The organism is Moheibacter lacus, from assembly GCF_014042165.1.
GTDB lineage: Bacteria > Bacteroidota > Bacteroidia > Flavobacteriales > Weeksellaceae > Moheibacter > Moheibacter lacus.
This window is the reverse complement of the sequence record NZ_JACDZE010000003.1, coordinates 162894-188616: the sequence shown is the minus strand read 5'-3', so window position 1 is coordinate 188616 and position 25723 is coordinate 162894. Positions and strand designations below refer to the sequence as shown.

At 37.3% G+C, this 25723-nt stretch carries 20 protein-coding genes; 7 read left to right on the top strand and 13 right to left on the bottom strand.

Annotated features, from left to right (window positions below):
• Window positions 1-15: 15 nt before the first annotated feature.
• Together HU137_RS10330 and HU137_RS10325 are read right to left on the bottom strand one after the other, a co-directional pair.
• A complete protein-coding gene (locus HU137_RS10330; protein ID WP_182043772.1) occupies window positions 16-1575 on the bottom strand; it encodes a SulP family inorganic anion transporter in 1560 nt (519 codons plus the stop codon).
• A gap of 64 nt (window positions 1576-1639) precedes the next feature.
• Window positions 1640-1951, bottom strand: coding sequence for a hypothetical protein (locus HU137_RS10325; protein WP_182043771.1), 312 nt, complete (start codon window positions 1949-1951; stop codon window positions 1640-1642).
• A gap of 181 nt (window positions 1952-2132) precedes the next feature.
• Here HU137_RS10325 and HU137_RS10320 point away from each other — a divergent pair, with 181 nt between their 5' ends.
• Together HU137_RS10320 and HU137_RS10315 are read left to right on the top strand one after the other, a co-directional pair.
• On the top strand, window positions 2133-4046 hold the full coding sequence (locus HU137_RS10320) for a S9 family peptidase (protein ID WP_182043770.1): 1914 nt from the start codon (window positions 2133-2135) through the stop codon (window positions 4044-4046).
• 10 nt (window positions 4047-4056) lie between these two features.
• The gene (locus tag HU137_RS10315) at window positions 4057-4776 is read left to right on the top strand and encodes a Dph6-related ATP pyrophosphatase (RefSeq protein ID WP_182043769.1); all 720 of its coding nucleotides are present in this window, start codon (window positions 4057-4059) and stop codon (window positions 4774-4776) included.
• A 58-nt stretch (window positions 4777-4834) separates the two neighbouring features.
• Here HU137_RS10315 and HU137_RS10310 read toward each other — a convergent pair whose 3' ends face one another.
• From HU137_RS10310 to HU137_RS10290, 5 genes are all read right to left on the bottom strand, one after another.
• A complete protein-coding gene (locus HU137_RS10310; RefSeq protein ID WP_182043768.1) occupies window positions 4835-7645 on the bottom strand; it encodes an AsmA-like C-terminal region-containing protein in 2811 nt (936 codons plus the stop codon).
• Window positions 7646-7717: 72 nt separating this feature from the next.
• Window positions 7718-8170, bottom strand: a complete 453-nt coding sequence (locus HU137_RS10305; protein ID WP_182043767.1) for a DUF1569 domain-containing protein — start codon at window positions 8168-8170, stop codon at window positions 7718-7720.
• A gap of 151 nt (window positions 8171-8321) precedes the next feature.
• A complete protein-coding gene (gene ctlX, locus HU137_RS10300; protein WP_182043766.1) occupies window positions 8322-9257 on the bottom strand; it encodes a citrulline utilization hydrolase CtlX in 936 nt (311 codons plus the stop codon).
• Between the two features lie 104 nt (window positions 9258-9361).
• Entirely contained in the window at window positions 9362-10276 is a 915-nt protein-coding gene (locus HU137_RS10295) for a dimethylarginine dimethylaminohydrolase family protein (RefSeq protein WP_182043765.1), read from the bottom strand.
• 69 nt (window positions 10277-10345) lie between these two features.
• Window positions 10346-11320 (bottom strand): amidohydrolase family protein, encoded by a 975-nt coding sequence (locus HU137_RS10290; RefSeq protein ID WP_394367611.1) that lies wholly within the window; start codon window positions 11318-11320, stop codon window positions 10346-10348.
• Between the two features lie 449 nt (window positions 11321-11769).
• Between HU137_RS10290 and HU137_RS10285 the strand changes: the two genes are divergently transcribed.
• Window positions 11770-12291 (top strand): DUF7935 family protein, encoded by a 522-nt coding sequence (locus HU137_RS10285; RefSeq protein ID WP_182043763.1) that lies wholly within the window; start codon window positions 11770-11772, stop codon window positions 12289-12291.
• A gap of 5 nt (window positions 12292-12296) precedes the next feature.
• Here HU137_RS10285 and HU137_RS13135 read toward each other — a convergent pair whose 3' ends face one another.
• The 6 genes from HU137_RS13135 to HU137_RS10255 form a co-directional block, all read right to left on the bottom strand.
• Window positions 12297-12365 (bottom strand): hypothetical protein, encoded by a 69-nt coding sequence (locus HU137_RS13135; protein WP_394367613.1) that lies wholly within the window; start codon window positions 12363-12365, stop codon window positions 12297-12299.
• 26 nt (window positions 12366-12391) lie between these two features.
• Window positions 12392-13912, bottom strand: a complete 1521-nt coding sequence (locus HU137_RS10275; protein ID WP_182043762.1) for a class I SAM-dependent DNA methyltransferase — start codon at window positions 13910-13912, stop codon at window positions 12392-12394.
• Between the two features lie 10 nt (window positions 13913-13922).
• Window positions 13923-15587: a DUF262 domain-containing protein gene (locus HU137_RS10270; RefSeq protein WP_182043761.1), complete on the bottom strand. Its 1665-nt coding sequence runs from the start codon at window positions 15585-15587 to the stop codon at window positions 13923-13925.
• Between the two features lie 4 nt (window positions 15588-15591).
• Window positions 15592-16887: a restriction endonuclease subunit S gene (locus tag HU137_RS10265; RefSeq protein ID WP_182043760.1), complete on the bottom strand. Its 1296-nt coding sequence runs from the start codon at window positions 16885-16887 to the stop codon at window positions 15592-15594.
• Window positions 16884-19697, bottom strand: coding sequence for a type I restriction endonuclease subunit R (locus tag HU137_RS10260; protein WP_182043759.1), 2814 nt, complete (start codon window positions 19695-19697; stop codon window positions 16884-16886). Before HU137_RS10260 ends, HU137_RS10265 begins: the two co-directional genes overlap by 4 nt.
• Before the next feature lie 64 nt (window positions 19698-19761).
• Window positions 19762-20205, bottom strand: coding sequence for a GreA/GreB family elongation factor (locus tag HU137_RS10255; RefSeq protein ID WP_182043758.1), 444 nt, complete (start codon window positions 20203-20205; stop codon window positions 19762-19764).
• A 626-nt stretch (window positions 20206-20831) separates the two neighbouring features.
• On the opposite strand from HU137_RS10255, the gene HU137_RS10250 reads away from it, so the two are divergent.
• The 4 genes from HU137_RS10250 to HU137_RS10235 are packed head-to-tail and all read left to right on the top strand — an operon-like array spanning window position 20832 to window position 25597.
• Window positions 20832-21341, top strand: a complete 510-nt coding sequence (locus HU137_RS10250) for a DUF2975 domain-containing protein (protein WP_182043757.1) — start codon at window positions 20832-20834, stop codon at window positions 21339-21341.
• Window positions 21342-21344: 3 nt separating this feature from the next.
• Window positions 21345-21548 carry a helix-turn-helix domain-containing protein gene (locus tag HU137_RS10245; RefSeq protein WP_182043756.1) on the top strand — a complete coding sequence of 68 codons (204 nt, stop codon included), beginning with the start codon at window positions 21345-21347 and terminating at the stop codon, window positions 21546-21548.
• Between the two features lie 20 nt (window positions 21549-21568).
• Window positions 21569-22432, top strand: a complete 864-nt coding sequence (locus tag HU137_RS10240; protein ID WP_182043755.1) for an ABC transporter ATP-binding protein — start codon at window positions 21569-21571, stop codon at window positions 22430-22432.
• A gap of 6 nt (window positions 22433-22438) precedes the next feature.
• Window positions 22439-25597: a M1 family aminopeptidase gene (locus HU137_RS10235; protein WP_182043754.1), complete on the top strand. Its 3159-nt coding sequence runs from the start codon at window positions 22439-22441 to the stop codon at window positions 25595-25597.
• Window positions 25598-25723 lie beyond the last annotated feature (126 nt).

Here is a 25723-nt window from a genome sequence, read left to right as displayed (position 1 = left end):
AATTAATTTTGGGGATCAATGTCCCATTTTGAAAATTTTATGTCCGAAAAATTCCCTGAAACTATTTGGATTGTCAATCGTTCCTTTTTCAGAAATCAATTTGATGTTGATGTTGTTGTTTTTCGCTTTGACGGAGAATTCATCTAAATATTCCAAGATGTCATAATCGAGAATTCGATTTCTTCTGAAATCCAATTCCAAATAAGAATTATTTGGCAATCCATCCAATTCTTTGACGATAGAACCACGGTTGACAAAAGTTACTTCCTCCGCCAAATTCATGTGGTAAAGGTTTTTTTCGCCCATGTATTCTTTGATCAACATCTGATGCGAATTGGTATAGGATTTCAACAATAAAACGATGATTCCTACTACCAAACCTGCGATAATTCCGACCAACAAATCAAAAACCACGATGGCAACAACCGTGACGATAAAAGGCACGAATTGTTCTTTCCCCAATTTCCACATTTCCACAAATCGTTTTGGATTGGCCAATTTATATCCGATGATTAACAGGACACTCGCCAATACCGCAAGTGGAATTAGATTCAAAATTCGGGGAATCAAAATCACGCTTAACAACAAAAGTGCACCGTGTAAAATGGTAGATAATTTACTCACACCACCGCTCATGACATTGGCAGAACTTCTGACGATAACTTGTGTCAATGGCAATCCTCCAATCAATCCGGAAAGTGAATTCCCCACACCTTGCGCGATCAACTCAAAACTCGTAGGCGTTTGGCGTTTCAAAGGATCAAGCTTATCGGTCGCTTCCACACATAGTAAAGTTTCCAAACTCGCCACGATCGCAATTGTCAATGCTGTAACATAGACGGCTTTATTGGTCAAACCAGAAAAATCAGGCAATGTGAAATTGGAAATAAAAGAGTCAAAATCGGTCGGAATCGGAACATTAACCAATTGAGATTGGGTCAATTCCAATTGTCCTGAATTCCCAAAGACGACATAAATGATAATTCCCACAACAACGGCAACCAAAGGCCCGGGAACCAATTTGAAAAAATTGTTCTTTTTGGCCAAAACATTGTCCCAAAGCAATAAAATACCAAGTGAAACAATCGAAATTAAAATGACACTATAGGAAATGCTTTCATGAAATTCCCCAATGGAAAATCGGTCAGATTCCATTTCTCCGGTCATTCCCAGCGCCAATGGAATTTGTTTAAAAAAGATGATGATCCCAATCGCACAAAGCATTCCTTTGATGACCGATGACGGGAAATAGTACCCGATGACTCCGGCTTTTAAAATTCCCATGATGATTTGGAGGACACCGGCCAAAACGACGGCTACCAAAAAGATTTCGTAACCACCTAAATCTGTAATGGCGGTCAAAACGATAGCGGTCAAACCCGCAGCAGGACCTGAAACGCCGATCGGAGATTTGGAAATTGCTCCGACCACGATTCCTCCTATGATTCCGGCAATTAGTCCGGAGAATAATGGCGCACCACTCGCTAATGCGATCCCTAAACACAGTGGTAAAGCCACAAAAAATACGACCAAACTGGCAGGAAGATCCTTCTTCCAGTTCTTTATTAATTGCATAAAAATATTTGATTATTTGTTAAATAATTGATTTAAGAGACTTTAAACAAAGTCCTATAGAAAATTATCCAACAAATTCAGGAGGTGGTGTGTCAAAACGCAATGTAAACTGACAATTCAAATTTTCATTTCGGTTTACAAACATTTTTTTGGCAATCGGATTGCTTTCAAATTCAAATTGAGGAATTCTCTCACAAACCTTTTTGAAGTTTTCTTTGATTTCGTTCAGTGTATTGTTGTTGCAGTCACTATGTTCAATCTCGTTGTACATATTGTTTTCACCATACTGTAAATTGACCGTGAAACTTGTCCCCATGCTCAGCATAAACAAGCTCATCAATAAATAAATACTGTATTTCTTAAACTGTGAATTCACCTTTTGCAAAAATAATACGGTTTTGCAAGAAAAAAAGTTAAATAATCATAAATTCTTTGAATTAAATTGAATTAATAACATAAATCACTGATAAAAATACATTTAGGATGAAATGGATAATTTTAATTCTAATTTTAAAATTGTTTGGAATTTCTATATTTGGACTTCAATTTAAAATTTTATGAATCGATTCTTCATTTTCTTCAGCATTTGCTTAGGTCTTTCTGTTTCAACAATCGCACAAAATCATATGACGCCAGAACTTTTATGGAAATTAAAAAGGGTTTCTCCTGCCGGAATTTCTAAAGATGGAAAAACCATTTACTATTCCGTAACCGAATACCAAGTGGAAGAAGGGATAAAGACCACCAAAAAATACGCCATTCCGGTTTCGGGTGGAACTCCAATTGAAATTCAGGATTATTCCGATTTGATTCTTGATAAATCTATTTCACCTGACAAAACGCGAAAAATTGAAATCGAAAAAGTGAAAGTTGAAAAGATCATGGGAAAAGACCTCTATCCCAATTTGAAAGAATCTGATGTCTATGTTTACAACGATTTGTATTATAGACATTGGGACAATTGGAACGATGGGACTTTTAATCATTTGATTTTAAAAATGAATCAGGATACGGAAGTCGACGGAATTGACTTGCTGAAAGACGAACCTTTTCATAGTCCGCAGATGCCGTTTGGAGGAGAGGATGATTATACTTGGAACAACGAGGGAACGAAAATCGTCTATGTCGCTAAAAAATTACAAGGAAAAGAATATGCGCAAAGCACCAATACGGATCTTTACGAATACGATATTGCATCTGGAACAACAAAAAACTTGACGGAAGGAATGATGGGTTATGACACACATCCCGAATTTTCAAAAGAAGGCGCTTTGGCATTTTTGAGCATGGCTAGAGATGGATATGAAGCCGATAAAAATGATATCATCGTGTTTTTCAATGGATTAAAAACCAATTTGACCCAGCATTGGGACGGAACGGTAAGTAGTTTCAAATGGGACAAAATCGGTAGAAAAATCTATTTCAATGCGCCAATTGGTGGAACCGTTCAACTTTTTTCAGTGGAGTACATTCCGGCCAATAACAGTAAAAAACCATTGGAAATCAAACAAATAACCGATGGTCAATTTGATATTGCCGGATTAGTGGGACAAGTTGGAGATGAATTCATCGTGACCCGAACGGATATGAACCATGCCGCCGAAATTTATTCGGTGAATTTGAAAAATGGAAAAATGAATCAATTGACCAACGTCAACCAACCGATTTATGACCAAATCAAATTGAGCAAAGTTGAAAAACGCATCGTCAAAACAACCGACAATAAAGACATGGTAGCTTGGGTGATTTATCCACCGGATTTTGATCCGAAGAAAAAATATCCTACTTTATTGTATTGTCAAGGAGGACCTCAATCGGCATTGACGCAGTTTTATTCGTACCGATGGAATTTCCAATTAATGGCTGCAAACGGTTACATAGTGATCGCACCCAACCGTCGCGGAATGCCCGGTCATGGAGTCGAATGGAACGAAGCCATCTCCAAAGATTGGGGAGGTCAAGTGATGGATGATTATTTGGCAGCGATTGATAATATTGCAAAAGAATCTTATGTAGACAAAGATCGTTTAGGCGCTGTGGGAGCGAGTTACGGCGGTTATTCCGTATTTTACCTTGCCGGAATTCACGACAAACGTTTCAAATCTTTTATCGCCCATGACGGGGTTTTCAATTTAAAATCCATGTATGGAACCACAGAAGAACTTTGGTTTACAAATTGGGATGCGGGTGGAGCGTATTGGGACAAAAACAAAGAAGCTGTAAAAACCTATACCGAATTTGATCCAAGTAATTTGGTTTCCAAATGGGATACGCCTATTTTGATTATCCAGGGTGGAAAAGATTATCGAGTTCCAATCGGACAAGGTTTGGAAGCCTATCAAGCCGCGCAATTGCATGGTTTGAAATCACGATTACTGTATTTTCCGAAAGAAAACCATTGGGTATTGAATCCACAGAATTCGGTGATTTGGCATACGGAATTCTACAAATGGTTGAAGGAAACTTTATAATCCATTGGATTTGAAGAAAAAAGCGATTTTCAATTGGAGCTCAGGAAAAGATTCAGCATTGGCTTTACACAAAGTTTTGACTGAAAACGAATATGAAATTCTGGCGCTCGTAACTACCGTCAACGAAAAATTCTGTCGAATTTCCATGCATGGAATCCGGGAAGAATTGCTCGAAAAACAAGCCGAGAGCATAGGAATTCCATTGGTGAAAATCTATTTACCGGAATCCCCATCCATGGAAACATACAATTCTATCATGGAAGAACAACTGCTTCAATTCAAAAAAGAAGGCGTTGAGTTTTCGATCTTTGGCGATATCTTTTTGGAAGATTTACGGAAATACCGCGAAGAAAAGTTAGCTGAAATAGGAATGAAAGGCGTTTTTCCGCTTTGGAATATTTCTACGAATGAATTGATAACTGAATTTTTAGAATTAGGATTCAAAACCATCGTCACAACAGTGAATGAAAGTCATTTGAATAAAAGTTTTGTGGGTCAAATCATCGATAAAAAATTCGTCCAAAACTTACCCAAAAGAGTGGATGTATGTGGTGAAAATGGTGAATTTCATACGTTTTGTTTTGACGGTCCGATTTTTAATTTTCCAATCCAATTTTATTTTGGTGAAACCGTATACAAAACCTTTCCTAAACCCAAATCTACGGAAGATCAAAAAAGCTCTGAGTTTGAACAATACGGATTTTGGTATGTGGATCTACTCCCAAAATAATCCCGTCCTATCGCGTGATTTTTCGGATTAGAAATCGATAAATTCAATTAGAATACCATTATTTCTTTTCTTTTTCCTTCTTTTTCTTCGTAGGTTTTTCTTCGTCGATTACAGTGTTTGTCTTTTCGTTGTAAACGGCTTCCCTGATTTCTTGACCGGTTTTACTGAAAATTTTGATTTTAGGTTTATCATGTGTTCCGGTCACCACGATCGGGAAACCTATCCATCCCCCCGGTGGCAAACCTACTCTCACCCGCAAATCCAACAAACCGTTAAAGCTCGTCGTTCCTTTAATAGATGGTCTTAAAACCGAAACTTTAAAGGTAAATTTATCGACATGTATCAGATTATTATCGATATGGGTTTCGATGTCCACGCCCTTCATATCGGGATTATTGAATTGTTCCGTTCCGGTTTCTTTGCCTATTACGGCAAACATTTTTAGGTTTTTAACTTGAACATTTTTCAAATTCACCACTCCTCCCCCTTCCAACGAAGGATAAATCGGTCGCATATTTTCATCAAAATCACCTTTTAATTTATAATCAATGGCCACGATTCCATGGGCATCTTTTGCGGCAGTCGCCATTTCGCGCACCATGTCGATTTCTTTGTAAGCACGCTGTACATCAAAATTCTCTACTTTCAATCCCACATCAAAATTGGCAGTAGTAGGCGATTCGTCCTTATAGCGAGCGTCAATCGCCATTTTACTGCCGATGATATCAAAAGTCGTATTTTTCAGAAACGCTTGGCCTTCTTTTAAGGAAGCTTGCCCAATTAAATTATTGATTGTCAAACCTTTGAATTCCGTTTTCAGGAAATTCGTGTTTAAGGCAACATCGAGATTTTTGGGCATGATGACCACACCGGAACTTTTTGGGTTGTCTTCTTTTGCGTATTCGACTTCGAGCGATTGATCCTTGTTATCGCCTTCTTCCAGCGCCATAAATTCGTCCACGAGGACATAATTCGATTTCAAATCAAAAGTTCCATGCAACGTTCCTTTTCGTTCTATGAAATAATTGATCGTATTGATCAAATATCCGTTCAACGCAAAATCCGATTTACCATAAGTTGAATTGAATTTATCAAACCACATTTTTTCATTTTCAAACCGGAAATTCCCTTCTTTGATAAAAAAGGATTTCGGCAGATATTCCGTCGTGGCTTTGATATTTTTTAAGATCAAAGTTCCTTTGTTGTCCAATTTACTGTATTGCCCTGAAGTCGCATAACTCTGACGACCATTTAATGACAAATCGGCCATAATCAAACCGCTTACATCAAAACCTTCTTGTGCAAAAACTTGGTAAATTCGGCCTACGTTCAGCGTTCCTTTTGCTCTGACTTTGTACAATAAATCTTCGAAATCCTGTAAATCGGCATTCATAAACACCGGATTTCCTTCAAAATCAAATTGAAAAGGATCCAACTTCACGCCCAAACTTTTAAAAGTCCCGTCCGTATTGTGGACATTGGCAGTAATGTTGATTTTTTCAATCGGATTGGGATAATACGAAGTTTTTAAATGCCCGTTTTTCAATACAAAAGAACCATCTGTTTTGGGAAATAATTTTTTCTCCAAACTAAAAATACCATCGGACTGGATGTTTGTATGGACCAAACCTTTCATGTCGATATCTTTTAATCCGATGGCTTGATCCAATAATTGCAAATCCAAAACACCTTTCACGTCAGCATTCACTTGCATTTCCTTCATGCCTTTGGTTTTGACTTTCGCATAAAATTTATCTTTATCCCCCAAATCAAAATTCAAATGTTTTAAATCAATTCCCAATTGTTCGGTATCCAAAGATGGCAAATCGATGTTCAAATCCATGTGCAACTTTTTCATGGGAACCGGCGCTTGACTGGCAGAAATAAATCCATCGTTGACAAAAAGTCGCGCCTTAAAATCGGGTTTTTGTTTTTGTTGTTCGCTGAACCGACCTTTTAAACTAAAAAACAAATCGCTGTTCCCTTCAATTCTCGTATCATTTGCCCATTCCATAAATTGAGGCGGCAAAACAGAAAACATATCTTTTAAAGTTGTTTTTTGGGAAGCGGCATTGATATCGACTTTATATCCGTCTTTTAAAATGGTAAAAAAACCATCAAATTTCAGTGGAACTTTATTGATTTTCAATTCGTTTTTACGCAAAACAAAAGAAAGTGCGTTGGTATTGATTCGGGTAATCAAATCGGCATCGACCGTTTTTTCCCGTGCATAATAAATTCGATCCAATGAAAAATCGATTTTGTCAATGTGCAATTTGGTTTTCAAATCAAAAATATCTTGGCTCAAACCACCCTTACCTGTATAATCCAGTCCATCTGCTTTTACCAAAATTTTGGCAGAACGATCAGCGTAACGGATTTTCCAATTTCGCAATTTGATTAAATCCAATTGGATAGAAGCACCTTCTTCCGTTGTATCTTTTTCCGGTTTGGCGATGTAGACATTGTAATTGGCTTCCCCTTTTGTATTGACTTTCACGTTGGCGAAGGCATCCTGAACATAAATTTCGTCGATTTTGACTTCGCCTTGAAAAATCAGATTTTTCAAATTGATTCCTACAGCGACTTCGTCGGCATACAACAAAGTGTCTTTCTCAAATGGTTTGGAACCTTTCAATAAAAATTCATCAACGGAAACCGTTAAAGAAGGGAAATGGCGAAAAAAGCTGAGATGTGTTTTTTTATAATCCAATTCTCCTGCAAGATGTTTGTTGGCAAATACTTTCACTTGCTGCGAAATCGTCCCGGGAAAAAGAATAGGAATGATGAACAATAGAAATAACAGACTGAAAACGACAATCCCTGTCCATTTAAGTATTTTAATACCAATTTGTTTCAGATTTGCCATAAAGTAAAAGTTTAATTCACTTAAAAAGAGCCAAAATCAAGCCGAAATTTTTCCAATAGAATTTTCAGCGAATCAAACTCCAAATTGAGTGAGGTGATGATCGAGGTGTTTGTAAAACAAATTGCTCCATTCCTGTTGGTTCAACTTCCCAAAGGAATGCGATTCCATTCCTTCAAAATGTTCAGCACCTAAATTATGGGTTTTTTGAAGATAATCCACCAATTTTTGTTTTTCCAAATCAAAATCCCTTCGGTCTTTGATGATGAATTGAGGTGCGGTCCTTCCGTTTTTAGGATAGGGATTTTCGCCCACCGTTCCCGGTTTTATAAAGGTTTTCAATAAAAATTTTTTCAGAAATCCCGGTTTGGGATATTTGTCGGTAAACGTCATATCGTAAGCGACATTGCAATGCGCCAGCATTTGGTCCACAGACATTTTCCCCCAATGACCTTTGGTTTCCGGCGTCAATTGGTTAACACGATCGATCAATTCTTGAGTAGTATTTCCCTGAAAGATGTTTTTCATCTGTTTATTTTATTTCTACTAAAGATAATGAAGGATTTTTATAAAATAAGATATTTTATAGATTTAAATCCAGAAACAAGTTCGGGATGACAATTTCAACAGAAACCCCGACGCAGAACGTCTAAGAATTCTTTTTTGATTTAATGTCCAATCAATTCTTCGGTAAAAAAACTTCCGCCATCATACATCTTGCGCTTCCTCCACCCAATTTTTCAATGGTCGAAATATCCACCGAAATGATCGGATTGTATTTTTCGATTTTTTGAATTTGTTCTTGGGTCAAAGAATCATAAGCCGTTTGCGACATCACCAAGAATTTCGAAGTACCGATTCCACCGACTTGCAACATATTTCCGGCAAATTGGTTCATTTGTTCTTCTGTGATGTCGATGATATCTTTTCCCGATTCTTTTAATGAGGAAACGACTTGTTTCTTTTCCGATTTATCGTCGATCGTATCCAAACAAATCACGGCATATTGATCCGCAACGCACATCATCACGTTGGTATGGTAAATCGGCATCCGTTCGTCACCAACGGTTTGATTCGCTTCAAAAATGACCGGCGTATATTCGAAATCTTCACAAAATTCGATGAACAATTCTTCGTCCGTTCTTGGTGAAATCGCGGCATACGCCAATTTATTTTCTCTGTCGAGAATGATACTTCCTGTTCCTTCCAAAAAGATTTCGTCATTCTCGGCATCGGTATAATCCATTATTTCTTCTGCTTCGAAACCATTTTTGTCCAATAATTCCAACACTTCATCTTCTCGCCTTTCTTCTCTCCTATTTTGGGCAAACATCGGATAGAGCGCAATCATTCCGTTTTCGTGAAAAGAAATCCAGTTGTTTGGAAAAATGGAATCCGGTGTATGCGGTTCGAACGTATCTTTTAAGGTAATGACTTTCACGCCGTGTTCACGGAGTTTGGTTACCATCGCATTGAATTCCGCCAATGCTTTTTCCTGTACAGTTTCGTTTTTTTCTTCGGTTTGGTTTTGAAAATAATTATTGACCGCAGTTTCTTCGTTGAATCGGAAATCAATCGGTTCGATCATTAAGATGGTGTTGGTGAATTGTTTCATTTTTTATCGTATTTCGAAGTTCGAAGTTCGCCATGCGAAACTTTGATTCATTTTTTATTATGTAAATTACTATTTTGTACCAGCTAATTTCGAGATTCGCATTTCTAACTTCGAATCAACGGCAAAGTCGAGCATCGCAAAAGTCCGCCCATTCGGGAAACGTTCCGATACGGAATTTCTTCTACGGTCATTCCCCAAACTTCGCGCATATGGTTATTCAATCTCGTGAAATGCTTTTCGGAAACGACAATTTCAGGTGAAATGGAAAAAACATTGGGATTCATCCAATACATTTCTTCTTTGGTCACTTCAAATACATTATCCCGCCCGAAAAGCGAAATCAAAATATCATAATGCATCGGATTTCGGAAACCTTCCTTGTATAGAATTGCTTTGTTGTGTCCAACCGGCTGAAACGTACAATCCAAATGTAAAATCCCAACATACGGATCGAAATCATCTTTCACCAATTCCATATCGATCACCCATTTGTTTGGAAATTCTTCTTTAAAAAACTGAACGGCTTCCGCATTGGTTCTAGCGGTTTTGTAGTTTTTATAATCCGATTGTTTGTAACAACCGACAAAAAGAAATTCGTTCCATAAAATCACGTCACCGCCTTCAAAATGTACTTCTTCGGGAACTTTGATGACTTTTTCTTTTGCAATCGAATTGATGATGCGTTCGTATGCTTCCTGTTCGTCCGCTCGGTCGGGAATGATGTTGGCAATGATGAATTTATCGTCGATTACCATTCCTACATCTCGCGCAAAAACCTGGTTGCAATCTTCCAAAACCCATGGACGAAAAACCTGAACGTTGTGTTTTTTCAGCACTTTTTCAAATTCGCCCATTTCAAATGCAACATCCGACTCTTTTGGATATTGATTCAATTTTACGCTTTCATAAGATTTGGAATCGTAAGTTTCCTCCAAAGTCGGTTCATTGCCCATAGAATCAGGGATTCCAAGGACAACAGCTTCTAATTTGGAAGTTTCGTTTTTGACATTTAAGATCATAAATCGTTGTTTAAAATCAAATAGAGACAGAATCAATCTGCCTCTACCCTATTCCTATTTAGCTATTTTTTATTTTTCGATTCCGAGCACTTTCAAACCGTTTACGGTTGCGATATCGGACAATTTTTCTACATCATAATAATGACAAGCTTCCAACATCACGCGCAATTCCGTCCATAAATCTCCATCGGAGAATGGTTTGTAAATATCGTTGATGTTGTCGGTTCCAAATGCCACACAAATTCCGGCCGGAATCATTTCATCCACCGGTGTCATTGAATTATGACTTGGCGCCAATCTTTCAGTTCTGTTATGATCGATCCAAGCAGTCGGACAAGAAATCACGTGCATATCGGCTTCTTTGATCAAATCATACAGTTCCATTCGGTATTTTTTCGGATGCGCTGCAACGGAAATGGAATGAACTGCCGTTACTTTTCCTTGCATTCCGTGTTCGATGGTTTTGCGTGCCAATTGTTCGGTTTCTTTTTCCTCGTCCGTGTTGAATTGGTCAACGTGAACGTGAACCAATTTTCCTTTTGACTTTGCGGTGCTTAACAAAATGTCCAAATGCTCGTCTTCACGACCAAAATCTTTTGCCGGAAGTCCACCGATGATATCCACAAAATCTGAAGACAAATCGAACCAATGTTTGGCTTTTGGATCGATTACACCTTTTAAAACCTGGTTAGCAAAACGAATTTCGATGTCTTTTCCGTAGTTTTCTTTCAATCGTTGCGCCGCGATGATGCTGCGGTCTTCGATGACTTCATCTACATCAATAAAAGTTCCGACGGCTTGTGCACCTTGTTCCAAAAAGTGGTTGATGGCACGTTCCATTCTAGCATAAATAACATCGACGGTTGAATTTCTTTTCATATCGTCTACCAAATGCCATTTTTCTTTCAAATATGAATTGGTAAAGGAAAAAGTGTCTTTGGTAAGGGAATACGCACGGTCTAAATGTGCATGTGTATTTACCCAACCTCCTTTTTCTTTGATTTTTTGGAGTACTGCGTCCTTCGGACTCATATTGTCTAGCATGTTTTTGAAGTTTTGGCAAAATTAAGGAATTAAAGCTGAGGAGTCAAACCAAAAATCTAAATTTTGGGGAATTTTAGTTGGTAAGTGGATTGAATGGATGAGATCTGAGAATTTGATTTTGGCCTAATTTTTAAACAAAAATATAGGCCAAAATTCTCTCAAAGAAGTCGTTGTTTCTTTACCAACATTTCACCCCGGTGGGGTGCGCTTCTATTTAAATATAAAACTTATTTCATAGCCCGGATGGTAGTGGATATCCTTTTTCCAGAGGCTTGTGTTTTTCTCGCGGAAAAAGCGTGATAACGACTTTTTTTGCGCAAGAAAAACCAAGGAAACGGAAAAAGATAGAAGCGAACAGCCGGAAATGGCTCCAAAAATGAATTGGAAAAATGAAATTCTTAAAGTCAATTGAAAATGATTTTTATCTTTGTCCGAACTAATTGTGAAAAATGGATTCAAATACGATGTGGACGATGGTCATGGCGCTTTTACCGGGAATTTTGGTTGCGGTAATTGCCTATGGTTTGATCGATAAATTTTTAAAAAGCGAAACTATACGCCGGGAAATCGAGGTAAGAAAAATCAATACTTCTCAGATCATTCCACAACGTTTGGCGGCTTATGAACGGATGGCACTTTTCCTCGAACGTATCAAACCAACGGGTTTGACCCGCCGGATTTCGCCACAATCGACGGCAAAAAACTATGAAGCGATTTTGATCCAAACCATCCAAGGCGAATGGGAACATAATCTAAGTCAACAGATTTATGTGAATCCGGACTCATGGAAATTGATTTATTCGGCCAAAAATGCGACGCAAAATTTCATCCGTCAATGTGCAGCAGATTTGGGAGAAGATGCCTCTGCAGCCGATTTGCAAGAATACATCATCAAAAGATCCATATCGGAAAATGCGCCGTCAAATGATGCACTTCTGAAAATCCAAGTGGACATTCAGGGGAATTTATAATTGATTTAACTTATCGCTAAAATCTGATGTTTGGTTTGATTGATTTCAAATGCATCACCGACTTTTTTACCCAAAAGTTGTTGTGCCAATGGGGTTTTAATTACAATCCATTTCTAATTTCTTCAAAACTACTCAGTGCTGCTTCAATATTTTCTATGATTTCTCCCGCCAATTCATCGGGATCGGGAAGGTTATCTAAATCGGTCAAACTGTTATCTTTTAACCAAAAAATATCCAAAGATGTTTTATCTCTTGCCAAGATTTCATCATAAGAATATTTCCGCCATCTTCCATTCGACACTTCGACAGGCTCAGTGTCCGACCAAGTTTCTTTGCGTTTGTAAATATTGGATGGATTATAACATTTTACAAAATCATCCAAATCACTTTCGGTGAGTGGTTTCTTTTTTAGGGTGTGGTGAATGTTGGTTCGGTAATCGTAAATCCACACTTCTTTTGTCCAAGGATCTTTGGATGCAGGCTTGTTGTTGAAAAACAACACATTTGCTTTTACGCCATGCGCATAAAATATCCCTGTTGGTAATCGCAAAATAGTATGCAACTCGGTGGTTTTTAACAACTGTTTTCTTACTTCTTCTCCTGCGCCGCCTTCAAAGAGAACGTTGTCCGGTAAAACAACAGCGGCTTCTCCTGTTACTTTCAACATCGTGCGAATGTGTTGCAAGAAGTTGAGTTGTTTGTTACTTGTGGTTTCCCAAAAATCCTGACGGTTATAATTCAAATCGCTGTTTTCTATTTCGCCTTCTTCGTTGGTGATGGTGTAGGAACTTTTCTTTCCAAAGGGTGGATTGGCCAAAACATAATCGTAGGTTGTACTTTCGGATGCAACCAAAGCATCCGAAGATTTGATGAGCGGTTCTTCGTCTATTTCACCTATACCATGTAAATAAAGATTCATCAAACAGGTTCTTCTGGTTCCTGCTACAATCTCGTTGCCGTGAAAGGTGCTTTCTTTCAGAAACTTTTTTTCGTCTTTATCCAACTTATTCTGTTCGGCGAGATAATCGTAGGATGCCAAAAAGAAACCACCCGAACCACAAGCCGGATCAGCTATGGTTTTCATTGGTTTGGGATCGATGCATTTCACCATGGTTTTAATCAATGCACGAGGTGTGAAATATTGTCCTGCTCCAGATTTTACATCTTCTGCGTTTCGTTCCAAAAGTCCTTCATAAATCTTTCCTTTTACATCTGCGCCCATCATCGACCAGTTTTCTTTGTCGATGAGTGAAACTATCTTTTGCAATTTTGCGGGGTCTTGTATTTTGTTTTGGCTTTTGGTGAAAATCTGTCCCAACATTCCTTTTTCTGTGGAAAGACTTCTTAGCAATTGACTGTAATAACTTTCCAGATCCGCTCCGTTTTTAGTGCGTAAAGTTTCCCAATTGCAAGATTCTCCACCCGGTATTTCATCGCCGTTGATGTCTTTTAATTTGGGCAATTGAATGCCACGGTTGTATGGCGGTTTGTTTAACTCTTCCACCATTTTTAGGAAGAGCAAATAGGTGATTTGTTCCAAATAATCGCCGTAGCCAATGCCGTCATCACGCATTACATTGGCAAGGTTCCAAATTCGGGATATAATGGTTGCGTCTGTCATATTGGTTTATTTAAATTGAAAAATGTTTTGTTATTTGCTCTTCCATCCATAGAGCTCTTTCTTTCAGTTTTTCAATATTCCAAACTTTATAATTTTCAAGAACATTTTTAGTTATTTCAAACGCTGTCTTACCATCATAACCTTTCCCATTATAAATAACTTGTTTGATATCATAATTTGAGTTACTTGCTTGAATATTTTTAACTCCAGAAAGCAATGTTAAATTCCCAAGTGAGTTAAGATATTTATCTGCATCCTCTAACTTAAATTTGTCCTTCCAGTCCAATTCTGGTCTATTCCATTCTTTCGGTAAAATATGCTCTGTATGTAAATCACGTGTTATTGGTATGTAATCGCGCGCATCTGTCTGAAAATATTCAATTCCTAGAAGAAGTGGTTTGTGCCAACTTGCCCAATACAAATTATCAGTTTTTAGAAAGTTAGTATAATTTTCATACTTGCTCAAATTGTCTGAAATAAGTTCTTTAATTTCTTCTATCGGTTTATTTTCCTTTATTTTCTTAATAATTTTGAAAGAAGTTTGCTTAATTCTATTCAAAGTTCCACCAGCTATCCAGCTTTGGTAATAATACTTTCTTAATAAGGACTTTAATATATTAAAGTCAGAATAATTCTCATGCAAAGCAGTAGCTAAAATAGTTTTCCAGTAAATTGTATGATTAACATATCGCAACAAAGAAATATCTCTATCCTTTGTATCATTATTTATTTTCAATAAAACCTTTGCATATTCTTCAATTTTTAAAATTGTTTGTTGTGCGTTTTTGTTTTTGAATTGTTCCTTTAACTCATCTTGAAGTGATCTACGAGGATTTTCTGCTTTTAAATAATACAAATATAAATTGAAAATACTTTGAACTGTTTCACCAGAGAGATCAGCAATTGTTTCAATTCTTTTCCAAACTTCAATGAAACTTTGTCTTTTTGTTTCATCCAAATTTTGTAACATATACGCTTTTATGATATCTGCAGGTGTTAGATCCAATCCTCTGTCATTTAGCACAGAAAATAATTTTATAGCAAAACTTTCATCATAACAAACAATTCTTATCAGTGTGACCTTATTCAGAAAATATTCAATAAAATCATTAATATTGTCCAAATAATATTCTGATGTAGGTTTTTGAACTTCATTAATTAAATCTCTAAAATAATAAGCGGTTTGTAGAAATCTATTTTCAGTAAGTTCTTTCTTCTGTTTATTAAAGTTAATTCCACTTACAATAGATTCTTCAAATAATGCTTGATTATTAAGATGTGTAGTTAATACCAACCTTTCTTTGTCTTCAATAGCATCTTTTACACATGCCTCAATTGTTGCTTTATTTTTAGACGATAGATTTATATTTAAATCTCTTAATACACAAAATAAAATAGTGAGTGTTGTTAAACGTTGTTGTCCGTCAACTACTTCATAGCTCTCTGATTTTTTAACTACAACCACCGAACCTAAAAAATAATTTGAATCTTGCGAAGGGTTGTTTTGATGATTCTTGAAAGCTTCCAGAACATCATACCACAATTGTTCAACACGCTCCTTATCCCATGCATATGGCCTTTGATAAATAGGCATATTATAAAATGCATCGCTATCTCTAAAAAGTTGATTAATACTTCTATTTAGAGGATCGAAAATTTCTTTAGCTTCACTCATTTTTCTATTTTTTCTTCGTTGTTTTCTTTGTTTTCTCTGCTTTTATTTTTTCCAGCAACACCGCCGCCGGTTCATAATCCGGTTCTTTTTTGCAGGCGGCGATTTCTACTTCGGAGAGTAGTTTTCCTTCAAAGGCTTTTTTCAGGATGCTTTGACGCAGGGCTTCTGCTTTTTGTAGGCTGTCTTTTATTTGCGTTTCTACTTGCTCGCAAACCGATAAACGGCTTTCAATGGCTTTGACGATTTGCTGTTGTTGTTCTAAATCTTCTGTAAAAGGAATTTCCAAATCTTTTAAATTGGGCAGACTAATACCTAAGACTGTTGTTCCACTTGAAGCCTTTAAACATCTATATTCAATTGATTTGAATAAATAATGAATATATTTATAATCTGTTGGCTTTAATGGTTTTATAACTTTTAAATCCTGATTAATTGCCGTTTCAATTTTTGAAATAATTGTTCTTCCTGGATTAATCCGAGTTGCTAATATAACTTCATCTTCCAATGCTAAATTGGATGAACTATTATTTAAACCTTCTGACGTAATAAAATCAGTTGTTGAATTTAAAAAATCTCCCTTGATATCTTTAATTGAAGCCCAATGAATATTTCCATTCCAAAAACTCTCATTTTTTTTGCTTGGTGTGCCTCCTCCAACGAAATTAAACTTATCTCCAATTCTCACCATTTCAAACTCCCCCTCAAACGCTTTTTTCAAAACGGCTTGTCGGTAGAGCGTGAGTTGGCTTTGGGCTTTTTGCAAATCCGCAATGCCCGCATCCAATGCCGAAAACAAACCTTCTATCTTTTTTACTATCGCACGCTGAATGGGAAGTGGGGGAATTAATGCAATAAAATCTTTTAAATCTTGCAAAGAAACATTTAACATTGCTCCACCTCGTGATTTTATTTTCAATTTTTCAACAAAGTGACTTAATTGAAAAACTATAAACATTGGATAAGCAAATTGATTTATTCCTCTCAAAATTGCAAATGCTTGATTTGTATTTGCAGGCAAAATACTTTCCTTCACCAAAGCAATATTTCCAATTGTTCCAGCAATTGAAAAAAGAATATCGTTTGTTTCTAATTGTGATTTTTTTTGATTCTCGTTTGCTTCTAAACTTATAAAATCTCTTATTGAATACAAATCAACTACTCCATTTTTTACATTCTCAACTTTCAAAAAATTAATTCCGCTTTTTTGAAATTTGTAACCATAAGTTGTCGGTGTTGCACCTTTTGTAATTCTTGTTGAAATTTCTTCCAACCTACACTCCACCCAATCTTCTTGCATCATGCTGCCAATACTTCATTTAGTTCATTAATAATTTGTTCCATTTCGTTGCCAAAGAGTTGGTACATTTTGCCGCGTCCACCTTGCGCATCAAAAGGCGTATAATCCAAATCCTCCATCTCGATATGGTACGAACTGGTGACATGGTCTTTGATCATCCGCAACCAATCCATCTGTTCTGGCGTAAAACGGTTGTGCTGTCCGGCATTTTGTTTAAAAACCCATTGTTTAAAATTCTCGTCGATGGTTTTATCAAAGGGTTTCAGGGTTTCATCTATTCCGCAGACTTTTCGGATAAGGGAAACCAAAGCCGTCAATTCATCTTTGGGTGCATCGCTTTGGGTTTCGCCCAAGGTTTGGTAAGCTTGCCACACATTTAGCGGCGCCAAACTGGGTTGATCCATCCGCAACTGATCCATAATTTCTTTGATCATTTTAAAGGTAATGTTCCGGCGGTTGTAGGGTTGGTTATAATAAATGCTGAGCGCTTTGATCTCGTCTTTATGGGTTTCCATGTACGCTGTAAAATCCTGTATCAAACCTTGGGCTTTGTCCACAGAAGTGGTGTCCCATTCGGATTTGGTAACGGTATCCAGATTGATATGGTCGATGATTTGGTCGTGCTGTCTCCGCACATTGTCGATGTATTCATTCAACTTTCCATTGAAATTGAGCGAGGCTTTTTTTGCCAATTCTTGTTGGGCTTCGGCTCTGGCGTTTTCTTTTTTTTGCGGGGTTAAATCTTGTTCTGGAACTTCTGCTAATTTGGTTTGGCTCAATGCCTCAATTTTATCGGGATCAAAAGCTTCAATCAGTTCACGCGTGATTTGTTTTAAATCTTTTCCGCCGCTCAGTTCCACCACATGTTCGCGTTCTTTGTCGGTAATTTGTCTGTCTAGACGAATCAAACGGTTCGCCAAAGAAAGAAAAACATCTTCTTCTTTCACGCCCATGGTTACTGCACCCAATAAATCTTTCATAGATACCGAAGGTTGGCGTTCCAAAGGTCGGCTGTCCGTCTTTTTGGATTTGGTTGCACCGATAGCATCAACAATGACGAAATGGTTTTTGTTGCGTGCGGTTTTACTTACCAATTGCAGTTTATCAACGTTGATGGTTCGTGTACCGCGTCCTTTCATTTGTTCAAAATAATTGGCGCTTTTCACATCCCGCATAAACAGTAAAACTTCCAAAGGTTTTACGTCGGTTCCCGTTGCAATCATATCCACCGTAACGGCAATCCTCGGATGATAATCGTTCCGAAAACGGTTGAGCACCGACTTGGGATCTTCGTCTATTTTGTAGGTTACTTTTTTACAAAAATCGTTGCCTTCACCAAATTCTTCCCGCACCATTTGGATGATGTCATCTGCATGACTGTCGGTTTTGGCAAAAATCAAAGTTTTAGGAACTTCATAACTACCATCTTCATTTTTGCGGTCGGGATAGATTGTAGTTTCCAACGCCCGTTTGTATTCTTTAATAATGTTTCGGATTTGGGAAATATTCACCACGGCTTTGTCTAAATCGTTCCGGCGGTATTCCGTGTCTTCATCTTCCTGTTGCCATCGTTTGGCTCGGGTGAGTTTGTCTCTTCTATCGACATACCAACCGGATTCAATCACGCCGCCGTTTTGCGAAATTTCTGTTTCGATGGAATAAACTTCATACGGCACATTCACCCCATCCAAAACGGATTCTTCATAGGTGTATTCGGATACCACATTTTCATTGAAAAAACCAAAGGTTCGTTTGTCCGGCGTCGCGGTAAGCCCAATTAGAAACGCATCGAAATAATCCAAAACCTGCTTCCAAAGGTTATAAATGGAACGGTGGCATTCATCAATGATGATAAAATCAAACTGTTCAATCGGAACCTTTGAATTATAATCCACCGGTACCGGATCTTTCTCGGACAATTTTTTCTGCAACCAAGACGATTGCTCGTTGGGATTTTCCGTTTCAGCATCATCGGTCAATTCCTCTCCCTTCAAAATGGAATACATCCGCTGTATGGTCGAAATACACACCTGACTGTCACTCGCAACATAACTGGAAGTCAAACGCTGGACATTGTACAATTCTGTAAACTTGCGGTTATCGTCTTTCGGTTGATACGCCATAAATTCCTGCTCCGCCTGTTCGCCTAAGTTCTTTGTGTCCACCAAAAATAAAATCCGTTTGGCTTTTGCAAATTTCAGCAAACGATACACAAAAGTTGCGGCAGTATAGGTTTTCCCTGCGCCCGTCGCCATCTGTATTAAAGCACGCGGTTTGTTGGCTTTAAAGGATTTTTCTAATTCGTTTATCGCTTTTATCTGCGCAGGACGCAATCCATCCGTATCCAAATTCGGTAATTCCTGTAATCTTTGACGCAATGAATTTCCGCTTCTGAACCATTCCAATAAGGTCTCCGGTTGATGAAACCAAAAGATATTTCGGCTTCGGGATTTTGGATCTCGGTAATCGGTAAAGCGGGTAACCGTTCCCGTACTTTCGTACACAAAAGGAATCCCTTCAGTACTTTTAAAATATTTTAAATCGGCCTGAGCATAATTCTGAGATTGCTCTTCCACCACCGTCAAGCGATGTCCTTCACTTTCTTTTTTGGCTTCGATAATCGCTAAAGGTTGCTGATCCACAAAAAGCACATAATCAGCCGGACCAACAGAAGTTTGGTACTCCCGAACCGCAATTCCTTTGGAAACACTAAAATCAATTTCATTTTTAGACTGCACCACCCAACCGGAAGCGCACAACATCTCATCGATGCGGTCGCGGGCGATTTGTTCAGGGTTTTGGTTGGCTACCATTTACTTTTTTAGTATAGAATTTGTAAATATAAATAATCAATTTAGAAGTAAAACCATAATCTGTTTATGCCAACTCAAAAATTTGAAATCGGTTTTGATTGATTTCAAATGCATCACCGACTTTTTTACCCAAAAGTTGTTGTGCCAAAGGTGTTTGTTCTGAAATGCTGATGTATTTTTCTCCTTTTATTACGAATTCGCCTAAACTGGTTACGATCATAATATTGCCAAATGAAGTTTTCACAATACTTCCAAATGTGATGGTTTCAGATGGTTTTTCTTTGATTCGGTTGACTAAATTTTGATGGTTTTGGTAGACTTGTAATTGGGTTTGAATCTGACGAATTTCTTGTTGCAGCATTTCGCGAGATGTTTCGTATTTGTCGCCCATGCTGCTTTTGGTTTCGGTATTGGAACTGCGCAAATCGTCGATTAAGGATTGAAGATCTGCTATTTTCGTTTCAACGATTTGATGGATTTTTTGGATGATTTCTTTGCGGTTGGACATAGGATGTGATTGATTTATAAAAGCGTTCCAAACATCAGAATTTCCAATTTATTTCCCGCTTCTATTCATTCGCCAAATTTAATCAAAAGGTTTTGTTTACTGTCAGCCCACCATAAATCTGTTGTTATTTTCTAACTTTATAAGAGCCTGTTTAAATTTCATCTATTTATTTTATTATGCGTCTTTTTGTCTGCGCTCCTGCCTCTTCGGCAGGAATGTTTATTTTTTCGCCGAATATGCCCGATTTCGACTGCAAAAATTGCCTATCAACCGAAGCTATGCTTTTCCTCTTAATATCAAATGACTAAAAATACGCTATAACAAATGCTAGAACATGTGAACGTTAGCACAACTTATTTTGGTGGTAATCACCATCAATGCTTGGGACAGAATTGCCATCAGTTGTCATACGCAACCCATTTAAAGTAGTTGAAATAAATTCCATAAAAACACTGAAAACGTTACATTTTCCCTTAAGAAATTGACGTATTAAAATAGGATCAAATGAAGTGAAATTCATTTAATCATGTTCTGTTCACAACTTATATAAATTCAATTAAATAATAATATATTATCGTTTTACGATAATTTATTTATATTTGCAGTAATAATTTATATTTACTGCGATGAAAAAATCCAAAACCATTTCCAAATTTCTGTTTTACCTTACGAGAAGTTTGGCTTGGGTATATGTAATGACGGTTGTTTACGGAAGTTTTAGTTGGTTTACCCAAACCAATTTAGAACTGGAGCAAAACCAAACCATCATCAATTATCCATTTTCGGAAAAATCTTTTCTCATTTTGGAAGACAACATGACGTATTTTGTATTTGCGTTCCTCATTCCGGTATTGTGTTACGCCTTGTTTTTCTGGTTGTTGTCCAATGTTTTTAAAGTGTTTTATCAACAAAAATTGTTTACCCAAGAAAACATCATTCACCTGAGACGGTTTTACCTCACCAACATTTTTTTACCCACGACCCTCATCATTTTTTCATCCTTTTTTATTGAGGTTGAAAAAGAAATCATTTCGATTGTCATGTTGCATCTCTTTCTCGGGGTTTTTGCTTTTTTTATGTCCGAGATTTTCAGCCAAGGACTAAATTTACAGAACGAACAAGATTTATACATTTAGATTATGCCGATCATCATCAATTTAGACGTAATGCTTGCCAAACGGAAGATGAAAAGTATGGATTTAGCTGAACAAATCGGCATTACACCTGCCAATTTATCCATTTTGAAAAATGGAAAAGCCAAAGGCGTACGCTTTGAAACCCTTGAAGCCATTTGCAAAGCTTTGGATTGTAAACCCGGAGACATCATCGACTATGTAGCATAGTTTTTCTTAAATATCACCCAATGAATACATTGAAAATCAACGATGTATCTCTTGTTTACGACAATGGATACCAGGCGCTTACTGCCATAAATTTAGAAATTAACAACGGAATTTTCGGACTTTTAGGCCCAAACGGAGCCGGGAAATCCTCCCTGATGCAAACCATCGTGGGTCTGCAAAAACCGACCGAAGGCAAGTTGCTTTTTAACGAAAATAATATCGTGAAAAATCCATTGGAAATTCAAAAACATTTGGGGTTTTTGCCGCAATATTTTGGTGTGTACCCAAAAATTTCTGCGTATGATTTGTTAGAACATTTGGCGACATTAAAGGGAATCCATAATAAAAAAGAACGCCATAATCAAATTATGAATCTGCTAGAAAAAGTAAATTTAATTGATGCTAAAAACAAGGAAGTCCACACCTTTTCCGGAGGAATGAAACAGCGGTTTGGCGTGGCTCAAGCCTTATTGGGCGAACCAAAAATTATCATCGTGGACGAACCAACTGCAGGTTTGGATCCCGAAGAACGGAACCGTTTCAACACTTTGTTGAGTGAAATCGGTGAGGAGGTCATCATCATTTTGTCCACGCATTTGGTCGAGGATGTTCGGAATCTTTGTTCCAAAATGGCGATCATCAAAAATGGAGAGATCGTCGCAGAAGGAATTCCGAAAAATTTCATCGCTGAACTTCAAGGAAAACTTTGGCAAAAAGCAGTTGATAAAGAAGAATTGTCCGATTTGGAAACCAAGTTAAAAGTTATCAGCAAACAATTGATTGAGAAGGCTTTATACGTTACGATTTTTGCAGAAACTTGTCCAAATGGTTTTGCAGCCGTAGCCCCGAGTTTAGAACAAGTTTATTTCAATCATTTAAAATAGTCACAAATGAAAGCGGTTTTTTTCAACGATTTACTTACGGCACTGAAGCAAAAAACGACTATTTTCACGCTGTTGGCTTATTTGGTTTTGGGATTTTTTGTAGGTTATCAACTCAATATTTCCATTGGTGAGGAGATTCTTGCCAATGCGCCCTACTCCATTGGTTTTATGACGGGTTTGCTGAGTTTAGTGCTCATTTTAATCGCAACGCTTTTGGCGTTTTCCATTTTATTTAAAGAAAAAGATGCCGATTTTGGATTGATTGTTTTTTCAACACCTATCAAAAAAAAGGATTTTGCTTTCGCCCGATTTTTATCGTTTTACGTGCTCACTTTGTTAAGTTTTCTTGTATTGATTTACGGTTACAGCATTGGATTGCATTTCCAAACGGAATCAGATATGAATCCTGGATTCAACCTTTGGCATTTCGTTTATCCATTTTTGATATTTGGTGTCATCAATAGTTTTTTGGTGTGCAGCATTCTCTTTTTCGTTGCCCAAAAATTTCACAACAAATTATTGGTAGCCATCACGGGCTTGTTTTTGTACATTCTGTATATGATTGTGTTGATGTTTTCCAACGCACCGTTTATGGCACAGTCTCTTCCACAATCGCTCTTTGCACAAAGGGTTTCAGCGTTGGTTGATGTTTTCGGACTTTCAGGCTATTTTTTTGAAGCCAAAGATTTAAGCGTTCAGCAAAGAAACAGCAGCGTTGTTCCCTTCCGAAATTTTTTAGTGTTGAATCGAATTTTCATCACGTTAATTTCTTTTGGAATGGTGCATTTGGGGATTCAATCGTTTTCATTTGTACCCATTTACAAAAGAAAAAATAAGAAAGTAAAACATTTGAAAACAACGGAAAATCAATCAATTCCGTTTATGAAGGCAGCTACTTCATTTACCTTAAAAACCAAATGGCAAGCAGCTTTTTCTTTTATGAAAATGGATGTCATTTATTTGTTTAAAAGCATTCCGCTCGTGGTGATTTCGCTGCTTCTTTTGTTTTATTTGGGCGTGGAAATGTTCGGCGATATTGACATGGGTATCAGGCTTCCAGAGCAATATGCGAGTTCGGGATTATTGGCGCAAACCATCAACGAAAGCTTTTATTTCATCGGAACTTTGGTGGTGGTTTATTTTGCGAACGATATTTTTTGGAGAAGCCAATCTTCGGGGTTTTCAATTATTCAAAATACCACGTTTTACGCCAAGGAAAAATTGCTGGGACACCTAGGAAGCATCACGGTTTTGATTCTTTTTCTTTCCGGATTAATGCTCGTTGAAGCCATCATTTTTCAATTTTTATTTAATTTTCCACACTTCGATTGGCAGGCGTATTTTGGATTGGTCGTTTTCAATACTTTTCCACTTTTCGTGCTTTCCATTCTTTTGCTTTTTGTCAATTTCATCAGCAAAAATAAATACGTTGCTTTAGGACTTTCCTTTTTGGTTTTCTTACTGTTGGTAACACCGATTTTGAAAAACGTTATTCCAAATCCTTTGTTCGGCGTTTTGTCAGGTTACAAAGGCCAATACAGTGATTTCATCGGTTATGGAGCGTATTTGCCCAAATTTTTGTGGCGTTTACTTTTTGGAATTTCATTAATTGGAATTTTCTTTTTTCTGTACCAAATCTTTTTCACTCGAAACAAAAAAATAGTAACCATTTCGGGCATTGGAATTTGTTTGATTTTTGGATTTGTTGGTGCTTCCAATTTTTTAGAAGGCTACGAGAAAAAAGACAAACAGACCTTTATTTCAGAGAAAGCGACCTATGAAAAAAAGTATCGGAAATACCAAAATATTCGGCAACCTACGATTAAATCTGTTTCGACTGAAATTGATTTGTTTCCCGAAAAGCATTCGTATCGCATCAAAGGAAATTATTGGGTTAAAAACCTTCACAATCAACCCATTGATTCGCTGCTTTTGAGTGTTCCCAATGATTTTAAAATTAATTCGCTCGTATTTCACTATAAAAATGAAATATTTAACCTAAAAAATTCCATCTCTGAATTGAATTTAAAACAAGCGATGCAACCGCAAGATTCGGCAAAATTGGAATTTGAATTGGAATACCGATGGAATGCGGTCAATGGTCATGATCCTTTCAACGCCATTATTGCGGATGGTTCATTTATGCGAATCAGCCGTTATTTTCCGCAATTTGGGTACGATGCTGAAAATGAAATTCCCGATAAAAATCTTCGTGAAAAGTATCATTTGGGAATTCAAACTCAAATGAAAAAATTAGAGGAAGAGAAAAATAAAATTGACGTTTTCATCAGTTTGAATATGCAAATATCCACACCTAAAAATCAAATCGCAGTCGGCACCGGCGAATTGAAAAAATATTGGCAAAATGAAGGTCGAAATTATTATCAATTCGCAGCGAATGCGGTTCCGTTTCGGTTTGCGGTTTCTTCCGCTCAATACAAAGTTCGACGAAAGCAACACAAGGATATTTTGATTGAAGTTTTGTATTATCCGTTGCACGAAAACAACGTCGATCATCTTATTGAAAATACCCAACTGACGCTGGATTATTGCACAGAAAATTTCGGTCCGTATCCGTTTAAATCCGTTCGTTTTGCAGAAGTTTCGTCGTTCACACAAGGATTTGCGGGAACGGCTTATCCTTGCGTAATTTTTATGACCGAAAATATGACGTTTAATGCGAACATCAGTGTCGACTACAACCAAGATGTGGTGAATGAATTGGCGGGGCACGAGGTGGCGCATTTTTGGTGGGGCACCAATCAGATTGATCCGGATTATCGGGAAGGGTATGCGATGCTCACGGAAAGTTTGGCGATGTACACCGAAATGATGATTTATAAAAAAATGTACGGCAAAGAAAAAATGATGGAACGCCTTGCGATTCACCAACAAATTTATGATGCGGAAAAAGGGTTTAGCGAAGATCTTTCTTTGTTGAAATCAACCAAGGAAAACGCCTTTGTTTCCTATTCCAAAGGCGCCATCGTTTTTGTGGAACTAAGCGAATTGATTGGAGAGAAAAAATTGAATTTGGCATTGAAAAACTTTCTTGAAAAACACAAATACCCGAATGCAAAACCGATTTCGACGGATTTGCTGGAAGATATTTTAAAAGTAAGTGATGAAAAGCATCAAGAAAAAATTCAAAGTCTAATCCAGTAAATGGATTTTAAACTTCTCTGGATATACAAACCTTTATAGTATTCGATACAAAATATGAAACAACCTGAAAAATTCAGTGTTTCAATAGTGATTGTGCTTTGTTTGAGTTTAAAGTTGGGAAAATAA